This is a genomic window from Burkholderia cepacia (assembly GCF_001718835.1).
GTDB lineage: Bacteria > Pseudomonadota > Gammaproteobacteria > Burkholderiales > Burkholderiaceae > Burkholderia > Burkholderia cepacia_F.
This window is the reverse complement of the sequence record NZ_CP013443.1, coordinates 1,871,116-1,888,994: the sequence shown is the minus strand read 5'-3', so window position 1 is coordinate 1,888,994 and position 17,879 is coordinate 1,871,116. Positions and strand designations below refer to the sequence as shown.

The following is a 17,879-nucleotide window of genomic DNA, read 5'->3' as shown; positions in this document are numbered from 1 at the left end:
CTCACGCGGATTCCGTCGACTTCGTCGCGCGACGCGCGCGCGGCGCCAGGCCGAGCACCTCGGCGACACGGTCGAATCGAGCCCGTTCCACCGGCGCGATCTCGCCAACGGTGGCCGCCAACGCATAGGCGACGTCGAGCGCGCGACGGCGGTCGGATTCGCGCACCAGCAGCTTGGGAAGCCCCGCCAGCGCGCGCTCCTCGTCCAGCAGCACCAGAAAGGTCTGACGCTTGGTCACTTGCTTGAGGTCGGAGAGCCGGATCTGCGCATCGAGTCCGGATTCGCGCATCAGCTCGCGCATCGCGTTGAACGGGCGCTCATCCACGACACGAAGATCGCGCCCGCAGTAGATGATCAGGCGCATCGCGCCGTCGAGCAGCGTGCCGTTCTCGAACCACGTTTCAAGCTCAAGTCGCTTGAGCCGCTTGAATTCCTCTTCGAACCAACTCTCCGTTTCGTTCGTGCGTCGCTGGACGGACCCCTCCTTCAGGCCGACCAGAGACGCGAGCCACGGCGACTCGTAGATCGTCCTGAACAGGATCTCGACGGCGCCGTCGCGCCATGCCTGATAGCCTTCCAGACCTCGCACGATCGCCCGCGATACCTGGTTTTCGCCTTTGACCAGCGGGTTCTCGGGCGATGTCGCCTGCCGCCAGGTCCGTACCGCATCCGCGGTCAGCTTGACGGGCAACGCCCACGGATTCAGATTCGAAATCGCCCACCGCTCGACGCGTGCCGGGTTCATCAGCCGTGCCCATGCCGCAGTCCACGGATTCGATGCAGCCCTCACCCACGGCGAAACGAACTTGTCGTAAGTGCCCTGGTTGATTTCGGCGACGCGCTTGACGACTTCGAACGCGCGCTCCCCTTCGCGCCCGTCGCCGAGCGCGAGAATGTCGCTGATCTCCCGGGCCTCGAAACGAATCAGATAGCGCCCCGCGACAAACTCGAGACCCGGCAGGTCGGGCTGCGTATCCTCGATCACCGCTTCGTACAAGCCCGGCGGCAACACGTCGATCAGGTCGAGCGCGCTGATGAGTTCGGCATGCTCCTTCTTCGCGACGCCGGCGGACACGAAAATCCCCAGATGCCCGATCCTGTCGTTCAGGCAATAGACGATCGTCTGCTCGTTGCAGCGGATCGCGTCGACGCTGTCGTACAGATCCGGAATCCAGTAAAGCGCCTGCTGCGGAGGCGTGATGTTGTCGCCCCACGATGCGAAGACGGCGATCGGCGAACGGATGTTGCGCAGATCGATGCGCGTCCTGCCGTCAGCCGATACCACCTCGCCCGCGGACAGGCGATTGCCGACAAAGAGGTTCTGCGTGATCCATTCCATTTCCTCCTTGTTCATCAGGAAATGGCCGCCCCACCAGCGCTCGAATTCCAGGAAACGGGCAGGCTCGGTGTCGATGTTCGCGTAGACGTTGTAGAGCTTCGTCCAATACGTATTGGACGGATTCATCTGCTCGAAGTTGTTGACCAGGTTGGCGCCGTCGAAGGTTCCATTCCCGCAGTCGCCGGCAAACGACGCGAGCCATGTCCCGCCGAGCAGGCCGCCCGTGTAGCGCATCGGATTCTTGCCGGCCACGCCGGCCCAGTAGGACACCGGCGAGCCCGCGAGCAGCAGCGGCCCGGCCATTTCGGGCGCGGCGGCGGCAAGGATCAGCGCTGCCCATCCGCCTTGGCAGTTGCCGATCAGGAACGGCTTGTCTTCGGCGTCGGGGTGCCGCTGCGCCACGCATTCGAGAAAGGCGATCTCCGCGCGCGTGACCGATTCGATCGTCTGGCTCGGTTCCGGGTGGGGAAAGAAGAAGACGAAATAGCATGGGTGTCCCTGCTTCAATGCGATGCCGATCTCGCTGTCCATCTTGAAGCCGCCGATGCCCGGCCCGTGACCGGCGCGGGGATCGATGACGATGAACGGCCGTTTCTTCGGATCGGTCTCGGGCGATCCGTCCGGAGGGACGATGCGCGCCAGTGCATAATTTGCCGGCTGCGGCAGCGCTCGGCCGTCCATGATGACTTCGTACTCGAACGCCAGAACAGGAGGCTGGCCGGACCGCGCATGATCGAGATAGATGTTGCCGCGCTCACGCAGCACGTCCAGCAGCAATACGCTGCGTTGCCAGGCATCGATCCCGTATTCGATCGCGTCGTGCGCGCACTGAACCGGGGATGGTACCGCGTGGTTGACGTCGGACATGCTGCAACTCCTGTTTGAGGAACTTCGGATGAAGCAGACGACACTTCGGCTGATCGATCAGCCGGTCGAAAGCGTAATGCCGCGCTGCGCCGCATGACGAAGCCGTTGAACGCGGATTAAAGTCGACGGACGATACGCCGGGCATTCACACAATCGCAAAAACACCGCGATTACGGGTTGACCTTAATCACGCAAAATGCGAGCGGGATCGCACACCATGCAGGCGCATCGGTTGGGGCGCTCTATCATTTATTTCCGAGCAAGGAGAACCCGCTAGTTTCCTGTTTCGTCGTCGACGGATCTCAGGCGCCGCTATCGCCCGCGTCCCACGCGATCCCGTCGAAGATCGCCTGCAGCTTCATCCCGCGCGCCGCGTTCAGCATCGTCGCGTGCGCGACACGCCCGGCGAGATGCGCGCGGAAGTCCGGATGCGCATCGCGATTCTGCGACGCCGGCCCGTGCCGCACGCAGTTGGTCAGTATCGCCTTCAGCGTGTCGAATTCGTCGCGCGCGAGATTCGGGTGCCGATTGACGACCACGCCCGCAAGCCGCTGCCGCACGCCGCGCCGCATCACCCGGGTCTTGCGCAGCTGCAGCGCGAAGCCCTCCTCGAGCGCAATCGCGGCGACCCTGACCGTCATCCATTCCGTCGCGCGCGTCAACACGGCGCCGCCGGAAAATGCGAGATCGTCGGCATAGCGCGTGTAGGTCGCATCGAGCGAACGCGCGAGCGCGGCGAGCCGCATGTCGAACCGGAACGCGCTCAGGTTCGCCAGCGCCGGCGACGTCGGCGCGCCCTGCGGGAGATGCCGTTCGCGATAGCGCTGGCGGCCGATCCAGTCGAACCGGTCGCGCAGGTCCGGCGCGAGCAGGCGCGCGGACGGTACGCGGTTGGTGCAAAGCGCGGTCAGCGTCCTGACGACCTCGACCGGATAGCCGAGCGTATCGAACAGCGCATGGACTTTTGCCGCGCTGACCGACGCGAAGAAGTCGGCGAGGTCGAACCGGATCACGACTGCGCGATCGGCATGCGGCGCCGCGAACGACACGATCCCGCGCCCCTTGCGGAAGCCGTGTGCGGCATCGTGCGGCGGTACGCGATCGAGCAGCCCGTGCAGGATGCGGCGCTGCGCTTCGCGCAGCCTGCCCTTCGGGATCTCGACCAGGCGGCACCCGCCGCTGCGCTTGTCGTGCGCCACGTACGTGTAGTGATGCAACGGCGTTTCGCTGCCGCGTGCGGCAACGCGCCACCGGTCCGCCAGCCATTCGAGGTCGGGCACGGCGACGCCGAGCCAGTCGGCAAGATCGCCGGGCGTCGCCCATTGCGGCAAATCGAGCGCGCCGAGCGCCGCCGGCAGCGGCCGCTGCACCGCGGGGCGCGGCAGGATGCGGACGATCGCGGGCGGACTGTCGCTGCGCCACGCTGCGACAAATCCCGGCGCTTCGGCGACGAGCCGCGTCAGGTCGCCGGGCTCGACGGCGGCCCAGCGCGCGCCGAAGCGCGCGATCGCGTCGCGCGCGACGTCGTGCAACCACGGCGGCGCATCGCCGAGCACGGCCGCCATGCGGGCGGCCACGCCGCCGGGGTCCGGCGGCCCGGCCAGCATCGCGTCGGCGATCGTGTGCGCGGTGTCGTATACGGATGAATGCATGAACAGGGATGGGCGGGACGATGAGCCAACGTGACGGGTGCTGCGAGAGCTGTCTTGCGCAACGCGCAACGGGGCTCCTTGCGACGCATCGGGATGTCGATCTGATCCACGGGGTAGCCCCGTAGTCCTGGAACATCGGCTGCCTGTTCCGGGCGTGTGCTTGACCCACCGGCCCGCGACGCGAATGTAACGGTCGCGGGGCGGCAGTGTCAACCGCGCCATGACATGCCGCCGCACGGAATCGGCAGTAGAACTGATCATCCGGGTTCGGAATCGGCCGATGAACGCACGGATAACGGACTTCAGTCGTCGAACGTGCCTTGATATTCCGGCGCGGCATCCGCGCGCGTGTTCAGCTCGAACATCACGCCGCCCGGCGCACGGCAGAAGAAACGCGAACCGCGCCCGTTGTTGAAGACGTCCGTCACCATCTCGACGCGCTCTTCCTTGAAGCGCTGATACAGCTCGCGAACGGCATCGAGGCTCGGCAGCTCGAACCCGGCATGGAACGCCTTCGGCCAGGCGGGCACGGCGTCGCCGGCGTGATCGATCACCACGTCGAAGCCCGGGCGCTTGAGGATCCAGGATTTGTCCCAGCTTCCCGCGATCGTGAAGCCGAGATGCCGCTCGAAGAATCGGGCCGTCGCCAGTGTGTCGGCGGAGGGGAAGCTCAGGTGATTGAGCTTCATGGTTCGGGTGACGTCTGTCATGTTCGATCTCTCGTGCAGTGGCGGTGGCCCGATGCCGTTACCGCCTGAGGACATCAGAATATAAGCGGTAGCCCGCCCCCAACAACTCGCATTCGGCGCGCGCGCCGGCCTGGCGAGGAAGCCGCGCCAGGCGGCTGTCCGGACCATGCACTGCCCTGGCCCGGCTGTCGGCTACTCGCATTCTCGAAGGCTGCGCCGGGCGTGCGCGTCGGCGTCGTCTCCCCGCCCTGCCCCGGATAGCGATCCCGGAATACGACCAAAAGTGAATTTCGGATGCATCCGGTTTGCATTTTTTTGGTACGGTCAGGATAAGTTTTCTTATCTTAACGCGTGCATTTTGTGCCAAAACTGATCACCATGAAAACGCGCCTGACTACTTCGCGTCGCGCGTCGCCTCGATAACCACAGCTCGTCGGCCTACCCGCGCTGCTGCGCGAGCCACTGCGTCGGCGTCAGCCCGACGCCTTGCGCAAACGCCCGCGCGAGCGCGCCGGCGCTGCCGTAGCCGACTTCGGCGGCAACCAGCTTGACCGGCCGGCCGCGGCGCAGCAGCGACTTCGCGAGCCCGATCCGCCACTGCAGCAGGTATTCGCCCGGCGGCACGCCGACGACGTCCGCGAAATGCGCGGCAAACCGCGACCGGGACATGCCGGCCGTCCCGGCCATGTCCTCGAGCGTCCAGCTGCGCGACGGGTCCGAATGGAGCGCGGTCAGCGCCTTGCCGAGCCGCGGATCGGACAGGCCGGCGAGCGAGCCGGTGTCGACGAGCTGCTTGCGCATCGCATGGCGGAGCATCTGGACCATCAGCACTTCGACGAGCCGGTTGACCATCGCGTGATGACCGCAGGCGGGCTCGAGCGCTTCGGCGAACAGCAGTTGCTGGACCGCGTCGAGCGACGGCACGCAGTTCAGCGGCGTGACCAGCAGGTCGGGCATGCTGCGCAGCAACGGATTCTCGTCGCGAGACCCGAAGGCGATGCTCGCGGATACGAGTTCGGCAGGGTTGTGCGCTCCCACGTCAACCCGGCAGGACTGGGGGCGCGGCAGGAACAGCATGCTCGGCGCGTCGATCGTCTGGCGTCCGATCGCGCCCCCGGTCACGACGATCCTTCCGGCGCGCAACAGGTGCAGATGGCCGGCGCCGTCGTGGCGGACGGCATCGTCGACGCTGCACGCGCTGGGATCGGAGAACACGCGCGCTTGCAGGTCGAAGCGGCTGATGAGATTGGAGAGTCGGTCTGGCATGGGACGATTGGTTGCGATTTTCGGACTTATTGTAACTTTCAATCCCATCGATTTCGGTAGATTGGAGCCCTTGGTTCAACCCCATTTCAACGAAGGAATCACGCCGATGATCCAGTTCCACTACAACCCTTCCCCGAATCCCGCCAAGGTCGCGCTGTTCCTGGAAGAAGCCGGGCTGCCGTACGAGTTGGTGCCGGTCGATCCGCGCAAGGGCGAACAGCACTCGGCCGCGTTCAGGGCGATCAACCCGAACGCGAAGACGCCCGCGATCGTCGACGGCGACGCCACGGTGTTCGACAGCAACGCGATCCTGCTGTACCTCGCGGAAAAGACCGGCCGGTTCCTCCCCGACGACACGCCGGCCGCGCGCGGCGAGATGCTGTCGTGGCTGATGTTCGTCGCGACCGGCATCGGCCCGTATGCGGGACAGGCGGTGCACTTCAAGCATCACGCGCCGGAGCCGAACGCGTACGCGATCAACCGTTACGACTTCGAGGCGTGGCGGCACTGGCGCATCGTCGACGAACGTCTCGCGACGTCGCGCTACATGCTCGGCGACACGTACACGCTGGTCGACATGGCGGTGTGGGGCTGGGCGCGCGCGGTGCCGTTCGTGCTCGGCGAAACCGCCTGGGAACAGTTGCCGCACGTGAAGCGCCTGCTCGACGACATCAATGCGCGGCCAGCCGCGCAGCGCGCCGAAGCGCTGAAGGCGCGCCACGCGTTCAAGATCGAGATGGACGACGAGGCCCGCCGCGCGATGTTCCCGCAGAATGCGCGGCTCGAGGCCGGCGCAGCAACCGGAGCGTGACATGCTCGACCTCTACTACTGGACGACGCCCAACGGGCACAAGGTGACGATGTTGCTCGAGGAAGCCGGGCTGCCGTACCGGATCGTCCCGGTGAACATCGGCCGCGGCGAGCAGTTCGCGCCCGACTTCCTGCGCATCGCGCCGAACAACCGGATTCCCGCGCTCGTCGACCGGGCGCCGGCCGACGGCGGCGAGCCGCTGTCGATCTTCGAATCGGGCGCGATCCTGCTGTACCTCGCGGACAAGACCCGCCGCTTCATTCCGCAGGACCTGCGCGGCCGCAATCTCGTGCTGCAGTGGCTGTTCTGGCAGATGGGCGGGCTCGGGCCGATGGCCGGGCAGAACCATCATTTCGCGCAGTACGCGCCCGAACCGCTGCCGTATGCGATCGATCGCTACGTGAAGGAGACGTCGCGGCTGTACGGCGTGCTCGACAAGCAGCTGGCGGACGGCCGCGACTACATCGCGGGCGATTACTCGATCGCCGACATCGCGTGCTATCCGTGGATCGTGCCGCACGAGCGCCAGCGTCAGCGTCTCGACGATTTCCCGCATCTGGCGCGGTGGTTCGAGCGGATCGGCGCGCGGCCGGCGACGATCCGCGCGTACGAGCGCGCGAAGGAAGTCAACGTGACGCCCGTCGTCGACGAGCAATCGCGCAGCATCCTGTTCGGGCAATCCGCCGCGACGGTGCGCTGACGCGACCGGCCGGCACGCCGGCTCATTCGCGCACGCCGACGTGTTGCGTCAGCGCCATTAATAAGAATTAAGGTCCGGCCGCAAAGCGATCGTGCACAATCAAACGCGCGCAAGAACCGAGGCCAGGCACGATGAAGATAGTCATTGCAGGAGGCTCGATCGCGGGCCTCGCGGCCGCGCTGACGCTCGATTGCATCGGGCACGACGTGACCGTCTACGAGCGCTCGCCCAACCCGCTGCGCGGCCAGGGCGGCGGTGTGGCCGTGCTGCGGCGCATGATGGCGTTTCTCGAACAGCATGGCCGGCATTGCCGCCGCATGATCAGCGTGCCGACGCATCGGCGGCGATGGATCGATCGTCAAGGCGCCGTCACGCGCGACGAACCCGAAATGCTGCCGTTCTCGTCGTGGGACGCCGTCTACCGCTCGCTGTGCGATACGCTGCCGCCGGGACGAATCCGCTACGGCCGCGCGATCACCGGCTTCGACCCGCACGCCGACGGCATCGACGTGCACGTCGAAGACGAACGCATCCGCGCGGATCTCCTGATCGCGGCCGACGGCGCGGGATCGAGCCTGCGCACGCGCCTCTTCCCCGGCTGCGCGCCGTCGTTCGCCGGCTATGTCGCGTGGCGCGGCATCGTCGACGAAGCCGCGTTCGACGCGGACGCGATCGCGTCGCTGGTCGAGAACATGACGCTGCACAAGGCGCCGGGCGAACTGTTCATGGCGTTCCTGATTCCCGCGCTCGACGGTTCGCTCGAACCCGGTGCGCGCCGCTTCAACTGGCTCTGGTATCGCAACGAAACGGACCTCGATGCGCTGCGCCGCCACCTGACCGATCGTGACGGACGCGTGCACCACGCGTCGGTCCATCCGGGGCGGCTGGCCGACGACAGCGCCGCGTCGCTGCGGCAACTGGCCGCCGAGCGGCTGCCGGCCGTGCTGTCGCAACTGGTGCTCGCGACGCGCGCGCCGTTCGTCCAGGCGATTTTCGACGCGATGAGCCCCGACTTCGTCGGCGGCCGCGTCGCGCTGGTCGGCGACGCCGCATGCACCGTGCGCCCGCATACGGCGTCGGGCACGTCGAAGGCGGCCCAGGACGCCGTGTCGCTCGCCGAAGCGCTGCCGCCCGGTGCGGCCGATGTCGTCGAGCGCCTCGCGCGCTGGTCGGCGCAGCGGCGCACGGAAGTGACGACGCTGCTCGCGAAAGGGCCTCAGCTCGCCGCATCGTTCGGGCTCGGCACATCGATTCACGACGATTGATTGGCGTAGCCCGGCCTGTCGCCCTGATTCAGAACGTTTCAGCCTCGCTTCAAGATCCGACGTCGGCGCCGGCATAGACTGCCTGCATCCAACGCCGCGCCGGCCATCGCCCGCGCGCGGCTTCTCTCCCTGGAATGACGACATGATCCCCATTGCGAATCGCCGCCGCGTGGAGCCCGCATGAAGCACAAAAAACGCTGGTTCGGCGCGGCCGGCATCGCGATCGCCGGCCTGGCGATCGCGATCGGCATCATGGTGCAGCCGTCGATCGCACCGATCGACCCGCCCGCGCGCACGTCGTTCGATCCGCAGCTCGTGCGCGCGGGCGCGCGCGTCGTCGCGCTCGGCGACTGCGTCGTCTGCCACACGGCGAAGGACGGCCAGCCATTCGCCGGCGGGCTGCCGCTCGCGACGCCGTTCGGCACGATCTACGCGACCAACATCACGCCGGACGCCGATACCGGCATCGGCCGCTGGTCGCGCGACGCGTTCGCGCGCGCGCTGAGCAGCGGGATCGCCCGCGACGGCCACCTGCTCTACCCGGCATTTCCGTATATTCATTTCACGCGGATGACCGACGACGACATCGCGGCCGCCTATGCGTACCTGATGACCCGCGAGCCCGTTCACGCGGCCGCGCCGGCGAACGACCTGATCTTCCCGCTCAACTTCCGTCCGCCGCTGGCGTTCTGGAACATCCTGTTCCTGCGCAAGGGCGCGTACCAGCCCGATCCGTCGCAATCCGCGCAATGGAACCGCGGCAAGCTGCTCGTCGACGGCCTCGGCCACTGCGCGTCCTGCCATTCGCCGCTGAACGCGATCGGCGGCGAACAGGCCGGCAAGGCGTTCGACGGCGGCCTCGTCGACGGCTGGGAAGCGCCGCCGCTCAATACGCTCGGCCATGCGACGCGCCCGTGGACGCAGGCGCAGCTCGTCACGTACCTGCGCACCGGCCGCGCGAGCGAGCACGGCGCGGCGGCCGGGCCGATGCTCCCCGTCACGCGCGATCTCGCGACGGTGCCGGTCGAGGACGTCGAGGCGATCGCCACCTACATCCTGTCGATCCAGAAACCGGCCGGCGCACGGCCCGCGACGCCCGGCGCCGCGCGCAGCGCGACGACGCCCGACGAACATCGCGGCGCGGTGCTGTTCCAGGCGTCGTGCGCGCAGTGCCACGGGCCCGCCTCGCCGATGCAGGCGATCGGCGAACGGCCGACGCTTGCGTTCAGCACGGCCGTCAACGCCGATACGCCGCGCAACGCGATCCGGATGATGTTCAACGGGATCGGCTGGCATGGCGAGGACCCGCTGAATTACATGCCGTCGTATCTCGACCAGTACGACGACGCCCAGATCGCGGACCTTGCCGCGTACATTCGCGCGGCCTACTCCGACCGGCCCGCGTGGACCGGCGTCGAAGCGATGGCCGCGAAGCTCAGAAAGGAGGACAGCGCGCGATGATCACCCTCAACGTGAACGGCGTGCAGCACACGCTCGACATCGATCCGTCCACGCCGCTGCTCTATGCATTGCGCAACGACCTGCATCTGCATGGCGCGAAATTCGGCTGCGGACTTGGACAATGCGGCGCCTGCACCGTGATCGTCGACGACAAGCCGATGTTCTCGTGCCTGCTCCCGGTCGCCGCTGTCGGCGCGCGCCGCGTCAGGACCATCGAGAGCCTCGGCACCGCCGACCATCCGGGCCCGCTGCAGCGCGCGTTCATCGATCACCAGGCCGCGCAGTGCGGCTACTGCATCGCGGGGATGATCATGCGCGCGCAGGCGCTGCTCGAGCGCAATCCGAAGCCGACCGAGCACGAGCTGCGCACGCATATGGAACCCAATCTGTGCCGTTGCGGCACCCACATGCGGATCCTGGCGGCCGTGCGCCAGGTCGCGGGCCTGCCCGAGCCGGAGCCCGGCTCCGCCCCTGTCATGATCAACAAGGCACTGTAATGAACGCTCACGACGACATCGACGAAAGCCGCCGGCACTTCATGGTTTCCGGCGCGCTGTTCGTCGCGTTCAGCCTCGCGCCGGCCGCCCGCGCCGCGGCCCAGGTCGTGATCGCGGACGAAGGCGCCGCCGTGCACGTGTCGAAAGCCACGGCAACGCTCGCCGGCAGCCTGAAGACCAACCCGCTGCTCGACGCGTGGATCAAGATCACGCCCGACGGCAAGGTCACCGTGTTCACGGGCAAGGTCGAGCTCGGCACCGGCGTGCGCACCGCGCTGCTGCAGGTGGCCGCCGAGGAGCTCGGGATGAAGCCCTCGCTGATCACCTTCCTGACCGCCGATACGGGCGCGTCGCCCGACGAGGGCTTGACCGCCGGCAGCCACACGATGGCGGACAGCGGCTCCGCGCTGCTGAATGCCGCCGCGCAGGTACGCGGGCTGCTGGTCGACGCGGCGGCGCAGCAGTTCGGCGTCGACGCGCGCCTGCTGACGACCGCCGACGCCGTGATCAAGGCGCCGGACGGCCGCACGATGCGCTACGGCGACGCGGTGCGCAGCGTCGACCTGCATCGCAGCGCGACGCCGACGTCGCCGCTGAAGAATCCGGCCACGTTCGCCGTGATCGGCACGTCGCTGCCGCGCGTCGACATTCCGAACAAGGTCACGGGCGGCGTCAGCTACGTGCAGGACATGACGCTGCCGGACATGCTGCATGCGCGCGTCGTGATGCCGCCCGTCTACGACGCGAAGCTGCTCGCGTTCGACGAGGCCGCGATCCTGAAGCTGCCCGGCGTCGTGCGGATCGTGCGCAACGGCAGCATGCTCGCGGTCGTCGCGCGCGGCGAATGGCAGGCCGTCGTCGCGCAGCGCGCGCTGGCCGCCGGCTGCCGCTGGTCGCCCGGCCGGCCGCTGCCCGATCGCAAGACGGTTCACGACGACCTGAAGCGGATCGCGACGCAGCGCATCGAGATCGCCAATACGCATGCGACGACCGCGCCGGCCACGAAAACGCTCACCGCGACGTTCCTGAAGAACTACCTGCTGCACGGCTCGATCGGGCCGTCGTGCGCGGTCGCCCGGCTCGAGAACGGCATGCTGACCGTGTGGACCCACTCGCAGGGCGTCTACCCGCTGCGCGACGCGCTCGCCGAGATGCTGTCGATGCCGCAGGCGGGCGTGCGCTGCATCCATACCGAAGGGTCGGGCTGCTACGGGCACAACGGCGCGGACGACGCGGCCGCGCATGCGGCGCTGATCGCGGCCGCGATGCCCGGCAAGCCGATTCGCGTGCAGTGGATGCGCGAGCAGGAACATACGTGGGACCACTTCACGCCGGCAATGGTGACCGAACTCAGCGCGTCGCTCGATGCGAGCGGCCACATCGTCGACTGGAACTACGCGCTGTGGAGCAGTTCGCACAACGAGCGGATCGTCAACGCCGGCCGGCTGCTGCCCGCGCGCATGCTCGAACCGCCGTTCGCGCCTGCGCCGTCGACGCCGATGCTGCAGCCCGAGGGCGGCGGCGACCGCAACGCGATCCCGCTGTATGCGCTGCCCAACCTGCACGTCGTCAACCACTTCTCGCCGACGATGCCGCTGCAGACCTCGGCGATGCGTTCGCTCGGCGCGCACACGAACGTGTGGGCGATCGAGAGCTTCATGGACGAGCTCGCGCACGCGGCCGGCGTCGATCCGGTCGAGTTCCGGCTGCGTCACATGCAGGACCCCCGCGCGCGTCACGTGATCCAGCTCGTCGCGACGCGCTTCGGCTGGCCGCGGCCGCCGCGCGCGCGCAACCGCGGGGTCGGCTTCGCGTTCGGCAAGTACAAGAACCTGATGGCCTATGTCGCGCTCGCGGTCGAGATTTCGGTCGTGCCGGAAACGGGCCACGTGACGCTCGAACACGCGGAAGCCGCGGTCGACGCAGGCCAGATCGTGTCGCCGGACGGCATTCGCAACCAGATCGAGGGCGGCATCGTGCAAGCCGCGAGCTGGACGCTGTACGAGGCGCTGCAATACGATACACAGCGCATTCGCAGCTTCGACTGGAGCAGCTATCCGATCCTGCGCTTCTCGGCCGCGCCGCAGAGCATGAAGGTCCATCTGATCAATCGTCCCGGCGCGCCGTTCCTCGGCGCGGCGGAGGCGTCGATGGGGCCGACCGCCGGCGCGCTGGCCAACGCGATCTTCGATGCGACCGGCCAGCGCATGCGGGAAATGCCGTTCGCCGGCGACGGGCTCCGCAAGCGCATCGACGCATAGCGGCACACACACGACAGCGCGCCGGCACGCACCGGCGCCGACGATTCACGGGTTGGAGAGGATCGAACGATGGATACACTGCTTTCGATGCGCGTGTTTACGCGCATCGTCGAGACGGGCAGCTTCACGCGCGCATCGGACACGACAGGGCTCACGACGCCGCGCGTATCCGCGCTGCTGAGCACGCTCGAACAACACCTCGGCTGCCGGCTGCTGAACCGCACGACGCGCCGGATCGCGCTGACGGAGGACGGGCGGGCCTACTACGAACGCTGCGTCGCGGTGCTGCGCGAGATCGACGACATGGAAGCGTCGGTGTCCCAGGCGCGCAATGCGCCGCGCGGCCGCCTGAAGGTGAATCTGCCGCCGGCGATGGCGAAACAGATCATGGTGCCGGCGCTGCCGGCGTTCCTGGCCGCGCACCCGAGCATCACGATCGAGCTCGGCGTGACCGATCGCCAGATCGACCTCGTCGGCGAGGGCGTCGATTGCGTCGTGCGCGTCGGCGCGCTCGACGACTCCGGCCTGATCGCGAAGCGGATCGGCAGCCTGACGACCTGCACCTGCGCGTCCCCCGCCTATCTCGAACGGTTCGGCGAACCCGAAACGGTGGAGGATCTCGCGCAGCACGTCGCGGTCAGCCACATCTCCGCCGATACGGGGCGGCCGCGGGCGTGGGAATACGTCGTCGACGGCGAACCGCGCGTGATGCAGATGTGCGGCACGGTGGCCGTCAACGATGCGGATACCTATATCGCGTGCGGCGTCGCGGGAATCGGCCTGATCAAGACCTCGCTGTATCTGGTCGATCCTTATCTGAAGTCGGGCGAATTGCGCGAAGTCCTGACCGGCTTCAATACACCGGCGCGGCCGATTTCGGTGCTGTATCCGCCGAATCGCCACGTGCCGGCCAAGCTCAAGCTTTTCGTCGACTGGCTCTCCAGCCTGTTCGAGCAGATTCCGACGCTGCAGGGCAAGCGGGGCTGAATGCGGCGGTTGCGCGCGCTCGCCGCTCGGCGCGACGTGGCCCGGCGCCCGCCGCGAACGCCGCCGCTTCCTCGTGCCGCGTGTGGTCGCGTGGCGCGGGCTCGTCGACGAACGCGAGCTTTCCGAGCCGGTACTGCGCGTGCTGCGCGAACGTTTCATGTTTCAGCAAGGCAACACGCATCTTTTCCTGACCTGTCTGGTGCCCGGCCGTGACGTCATGGAGTCTGCGTGATGATCGCGCAGATTCCGCCGGCCTGAGCCCCACCGCCCCGCGGCGGTGAAATGCCGTCACCCGGTTCGGCGATACGCCGCCCCCATCGCTCCGGATACATTGAAATGAATCGCACACGATTTAATCGAAACCGCTTGACATGGCGAAACTCCAGTCGCAGAATGCATCGCATGCGATCGAATCGCATGAGCAGACACCCACTTCACCACGTCAGGAGTTCAAGATGAGCAAGATCGAAAAAGTGCTGTACACGGGCAAGACGCATACGACTTCGGGCGGCCGCGACGGCGCGGCGCGCAGTTCCGACGGCCGCCTCGACATCCAGTTGTCGTCGCCGGGCAGCGCCGGCACCGGCACCAACCCGGAGCAACTGTTCGCGGCCGGCTGGTCGGCCTGCTTCATCGGCGCGATGCAGCTCGCGGCGCGTGCCGCGAAGGTGACGTTGCCGGCCGATCTCGCCGTCGACGCCGAAGTGGATCTCGGCACCGCCGGCAACGCGTACTTCCTGCAGGCCCGGCTGAACGTGAGCGTGCCGGGGCTCGATCGCGACGTCGCGCAGCGCATCGTCGATGCCGCACACCAGACCTGCCCGTATTCGAAGGCGACGCGCGGCAACATCGACGTCGCCATCAATCTGATCTGAGCATGTCTTTGCATCAGCCGATGTTCGCGGCCTGTCGGCCCGAAATCGGCCCCTAACCGTGTTGAACATCCTTTCTTGAGGCCAACCATGAAAACCCCTCTTATCGCTGCCCTGCTCGTCGCCGTTTCAGCCGCCTTCACCGCGCCCGCGTTCGCCGGCGTCGAAACTTCGCCGTCCGGTGCGGTTGTCACCCGCGCGCAAGTGCGGGCGGAGCTGGCCGAATTGCAGAAGGCGGGCTTCCAGCCCGGCCGCGCGAACGATCCGCACTATCCGGACGACCTGCAGGCCGCGCTGACGCGCATTCACGCGAACGACGCGGCCGCAGGCGGCACGTCGGCGGCCGGCTACGGCGGCAACGCCGACGCCGCCACGCAGGCCGGTCGCCGCAACGTGATCCGCAGCGCCGAGCGTTCGATCTACTTCGGTCATTGAATGGACAAGCGGCCGGAGTCGACCGCATCGACGCCATTACATTTCCAAATAAAAAGCGCATGCGATGTAATCGTATGCGCTTTTTATCATAAAAAAACGGAAGCATTCCCTGCTTCCGCCTGCCTGCCCGCCATCACGCCTGTTCCTGCTCCTCGGTCGAACGGATCAGGTTATTGCGCAGCGTGACGATCGCCTTCTGCATCTTCTCGAATTCGTCCGGCTTCAGCCCGGTGGCCTCGACCAGGTTCATGTCGAGCCCCTTCTCGCGCACGCGGCGCCCGCTCTTCGTCAGGCTGACGAGCACCTGGCGTTCGTCCGACGGATCGCGATGCCGCTCCAGGTAGCCCATCGCCTCGAGCTTCTTCAGGATCGGCGTCAGCGTATTGGATTCGAGGAACAGCTTCTCGCCGAGCTGGCCGACCGTCTGGTTGTCCTGCTCCCACAGCGCAATGATCGTGATGTATTGCGTGTACGTGAGGCCCAGTTCCTCGAGGATCGGCTTGTAGGCCTTGCCGAACGCAAGGTTCGTCGAGTAGATCGCGAAGCACAGGAACTCGGACAGCCTGGGCGCTGTCTGGGTCGGTTTCATCAGCTGCCTCCTTGGCAAAGATCGCGCGCGAATGCACGCATTATATATCGCGTGCGATCTTATCGGAAGCAATCGGGACTGCCGGCGCGCGGCGCATGCCGGGGCCGGCTGTTGCGCAACGATGTGGACGATGCCCGTTGCGCCCCGGCGCTCACCGCCGCCGGTTGCCGTTCCGGTCCGCTTTCCTGTCGGCCCGCAGCCGGCTTTCCGTCAGCAGCGAGCACTGCACGGGTTGAACGAGCTCGGTCGCGAATCCGCCCGCGGCGAACAGGAGGATCGTCAGCCAGCGTTTCATGCGTCCTCCACGACCGACAGGCTCGCGCCGTCGGCGACCGCCGCGTCGAGCGCATACGCGTCGATACCGTCGAGGCAGCCGAGATTGACGCGCCAGCAGGCCGGGTCCTTGCGGGTCTGATGGAACGGATAGATGCCGCAGTGCTTGCAGAAGTAGTGTTTCGCGACGCGCGTGTTGAACTGATAGACCGTCAGCGCATCCCGGCCCGCCAGGATTCTTAGCGCGTGGCCGTCGAACATCGGGCTCATCAGCGCGCCGCGCCGGCGGCACAGGCTGCAGTTGCAGCGAACCGCCGGCGTCACGGCGGTTCGGACTTCGAATCTGACGGCCCCGCAATGGCAGGACCCTTTGAGCCAGGCAGCTTGTTGAGCTTGTTGCATGTGGCGCTCCATATCAAGGTCATGCCTTGCGTTATAGCGCACGCGGCAGCTTGCCTTGTATCGCGATGTATCGACTTCGCCCGCCGATACAAAGCGATTCAATTCATGGGCGTAACGATTCCGTAATTCATTCACGTCGAATGTCGTCGACGGCCATCGGGTGACCGGCCAGAATCCGCAATCGTCGAAGGCGACGGCCGAGCAGGTCGTCGCGCGCCTTTGACGCGGCGGGCTTTCCTACGGATGCCTTTCGGATACGACTCGCGCTCAAATCACGTCGAAACGCAGCCCCGCATGGCGAACCAGACGCTCGACAAAATGCTCGCCGAACATCGTCGCGGGCGTCCAGAAGCCGCCGCCGCGCCCCGTCTTCTCGCCGTCCCGGCGGCAATCCAGTGCGAGACCGATCGCGGCCTGGCCGAGCATCTTGCCGGTGGAGCCGTAGCCCGGATCGCGGTCGCCGGTGACTTTCACGCGCAAGGTTCGCCCGTCGTCGGCACGACCGACGAAACGCAAATCGTAGCGGCCGGCCAGCTGGGCGGCCGCGCTCGGCCCCTCGCCGGGCTTGGGCAGCAGGAAACGCTCCATCACGCTGCGCACCGGCCTGACGACGACACCGACCATGAACGCGCCGAGGCCGGCCACCATCGCCAGCGCCGTCAGGCGGCCCTTGAGGCCCGTACCCGTCATCACCGCTTCGTCATACGCGAAGCGGCTGCCGTACGCGTTGCCGGCCAGCGCATTGGAGCGGTGCACGACACGCTCGTTGATCGCCGCCATCACGAACGGCGCGATCCATGCATCGAAGTCGCGATCGAATTCGGCCGATCTGACGGCGTGCTGGCGCACCGTGAAGCCGTGCCCCTTCGGGCACAACGAATATGGATCGAGCAGTTCCCTGCGCAATGCGGGATCGGCGGCCGCTTCGCGGACGACGTTGATCACGCTCGCCACCGTGCCGCCCGACGCGCCGCCCTTCAGCGTCCTGACACGCATCTTCACCTGCGTGGCCGGCGCGCCCCACTGCTGCCGCGCCTGCTGCTGCAGGAAGAACACGCCCATGTCCGACGGCACCGAATCGAAGCCGCAGCAATGGACGATGCGCGCACCGGATTGCCGCGCCGCCGGCTCGTACTTGTCGATCATCCGTTTGATCCACTGCGTCTCGCCGGTGAGGTCGCAGTAGTCGGTGCCGGTTTCCGCGCAGACCCTGACCAGCGGCTCCCCGTAAAGCGCATAGGGGCCGACGGTGGACACGACCACGCGCGTCTGCGCGCAGAGCGCTCGAAGCTGCGCTTCGTCGGCCGCATCGGCGACGATGATCGGCACCGATTGCCCGGCCGCACCCAGCGTATCCCTGACCTGCCCGAGCTTTGCTTCGGACCGGCCGGCGATGGCCCAGCGCAGCGTCTCGCCGGCGCCCGACAGGTACTCGGACAGGTAGCGGGCCAGGATCTGCCCGACGAAACTGGTGGCGCCAAATACGACGAGATCGTGGGTCGGTGTGGTCATG

18 protein-coding genes and 1 pseudogene are annotated in these 17,879 nt (G+C 67.1%); 11 read left to right on the top strand and 8 right to left on the bottom strand.

Annotation, left to right across the window (positions count from 1 at the left end; translation table 11 throughout):
- Position 1: 1 nt before the first annotated feature.
- From WT26_RS12045 to WT26_RS12030, 4 genes are all read right to left on the bottom strand, one after another.
- Complete coding sequence (locus WT26_RS12045) at positions 2-2,206, bottom strand: DUF3141 domain-containing protein (protein ID WP_080485649.1); 2,205 nt, start codon at positions 2,204-2,206, stop codon at positions 2-4.
- A 302-nt stretch (positions 2,207-2,508) separates the two neighbouring features.
- Positions 2,509-3,858 carry a reverse transcriptase family protein gene (locus WT26_RS12040; protein ID WP_069272968.1) on the bottom strand — a complete coding sequence of 450 codons (1,350 nt, stop codon included), beginning with the start codon at positions 3,856-3,858 and terminating at the stop codon, positions 2,509-2,511.
- Positions 3,859-4,160: 302 nt separating this feature from the next.
- The gene (locus WT26_RS12035; RefSeq protein WP_196774771.1) at positions 4,161-4,568 is read right to left on the bottom strand and encodes a VOC family protein; all 408 of its coding nucleotides are present in this window, start codon (positions 4,566-4,568) and stop codon (positions 4,161-4,163) included.
- Between the two features lie 417 nt (positions 4,569-4,985).
- Positions 4,986-5,813: an AraC family transcriptional regulator gene (locus tag WT26_RS12030; RefSeq protein WP_069270189.1), complete on the bottom strand. Its 828-nt coding sequence runs from the start codon at positions 5,811-5,813 to the stop codon at positions 4,986-4,988.
- Between the two features lie 106 nt (positions 5,814-5,919).
- On the opposite strand from WT26_RS12030, the gene WT26_RS12025 reads away from it, so the two are divergent.
- From WT26_RS12025 to WT26_RS11985, 10 genes are all read left to right on the top strand, one after another.
- Positions 5,920-6,624: a glutathione S-transferase family protein gene (locus tag WT26_RS12025; protein WP_059807301.1), complete on the top strand. Its 705-nt coding sequence runs from the start codon at positions 5,920-5,922 to the stop codon at positions 6,622-6,624.
- Between the two features lies 1 nt (position 6,625).
- Positions 6,626-7,324 carry a glutathione S-transferase N-terminal domain-containing protein gene (locus tag WT26_RS12020; protein WP_059486748.1) on the top strand — a complete coding sequence of 233 codons (699 nt, stop codon included), beginning with the start codon at positions 6,626-6,628 and terminating at the stop codon, positions 7,322-7,324.
- Positions 7,325-7,455: 131 nt separating this feature from the next.
- The gene (locus tag WT26_RS12015) at positions 7,456-8,589 is read left to right on the top strand and encodes an FAD-dependent monooxygenase (protein WP_060079306.1); all 1,134 of its coding nucleotides are present in this window, start codon (positions 7,456-7,458) and stop codon (positions 8,587-8,589) included.
- Between the two features lie 180 nt (positions 8,590-8,769).
- A complete protein-coding gene (locus WT26_RS12010) occupies positions 8,770-10,050 on the top strand; it encodes a c-type cytochrome (protein WP_069270188.1) in 1,281 nt (426 codons plus the stop codon).
- Complete coding sequence (locus tag WT26_RS12005) at positions 10,047-10,547, top strand: (2Fe-2S)-binding protein (RefSeq protein WP_045566077.1); 501 nt, start codon at positions 10,047-10,049, stop codon at positions 10,545-10,547. The genes WT26_RS12010 and WT26_RS12005 overlap by 4 nt, the downstream gene beginning before the upstream one ends.
- A complete protein-coding gene (locus WT26_RS12000; protein WP_069270187.1) occupies positions 10,547-12,808 on the top strand; it encodes a xanthine dehydrogenase family protein molybdopterin-binding subunit in 2,262 nt (753 codons plus the stop codon). Before WT26_RS12005 ends, WT26_RS12000 begins: the two co-directional genes overlap by 1 nt.
- Before the next feature lie 69 nt (positions 12,809-12,877).
- Entirely contained in the window at positions 12,878-13,795 is a 918-nt protein-coding gene (locus WT26_RS11995; RefSeq protein WP_042584060.1) for a LysR family transcriptional regulator, read from the top strand.
- 82 nt (positions 13,796-13,877) lie between these two features.
- Positions 13,878-14,027, top strand: a complete 150-nt coding sequence (locus tag WT26_RS37290; protein WP_155774651.1) for a hypothetical protein — start codon at positions 13,878-13,880, stop codon at positions 14,025-14,027.
- Between the two features lie 223 nt (positions 14,028-14,250).
- Positions 14,251-14,670: an organic hydroperoxide resistance protein gene (locus WT26_RS11990; RefSeq protein ID WP_069273748.1), complete on the top strand. Its 420-nt coding sequence runs from the start codon at positions 14,251-14,253 to the stop codon at positions 14,668-14,670.
- 87 nt (positions 14,671-14,757) lie between these two features.
- On the top strand, positions 14,758-15,102 hold the full coding sequence (locus WT26_RS11985; RefSeq protein WP_059672495.1) for a DUF4148 domain-containing protein: 345 nt from the start codon (positions 14,758-14,760) through the stop codon (positions 15,100-15,102).
- A 133-nt stretch (positions 15,103-15,235) separates the two neighbouring features.
- Here WT26_RS11985 and WT26_RS11980 read toward each other — a convergent pair whose 3' ends face one another.
- The 3 genes from WT26_RS11980 to WT26_RS11975 form a co-directional block, all read right to left on the bottom strand.
- Positions 15,236-15,691, bottom strand: coding sequence for a MarR family winged helix-turn-helix transcriptional regulator (locus WT26_RS11980; RefSeq protein WP_069272966.1), 456 nt, complete (start codon positions 15,689-15,691; stop codon positions 15,236-15,238).
- 151 nt (positions 15,692-15,842) lie between these two features.
- Positions 15,843-15,986: a hypothetical protein gene (locus tag WT26_RS38025; protein WP_196222153.1), complete on the bottom strand. Its 144-nt coding sequence runs from the start codon at positions 15,984-15,986 to the stop codon at positions 15,843-15,845.
- Entirely contained in the window at positions 15,983-16,366 is a 384-nt protein-coding gene (locus WT26_RS11975) for a GFA family protein (RefSeq protein ID WP_069273747.1), read from the bottom strand. Before WT26_RS11975 ends, WT26_RS38025 begins: the two co-directional genes overlap by 4 nt.
- Before the next feature lie 130 nt (positions 16,367-16,496).
- Between WT26_RS11975 and WT26_RS39040 the strand changes: the two are divergent.
- Positions 16,497-16,589: pseudogene (locus tag WT26_RS39040) on the top strand (type 1 glutamine amidotransferase domain-containing protein); the annotation flags it as partial.
- 44 nt (positions 16,590-16,633) lie between these two features.
- Here the strand turns inward: WT26_RS39040 and WT26_RS11970 are convergent.
- The gene (locus WT26_RS11970) at positions 16,634-17,878 is read right to left on the bottom strand and encodes a saccharopine dehydrogenase family protein (protein ID WP_069272965.1); all 1,245 of its coding nucleotides are present in this window, start codon (positions 17,876-17,878) and stop codon (positions 16,634-16,636) included.
- Position 17,879 lies beyond the last annotated feature (1 nt).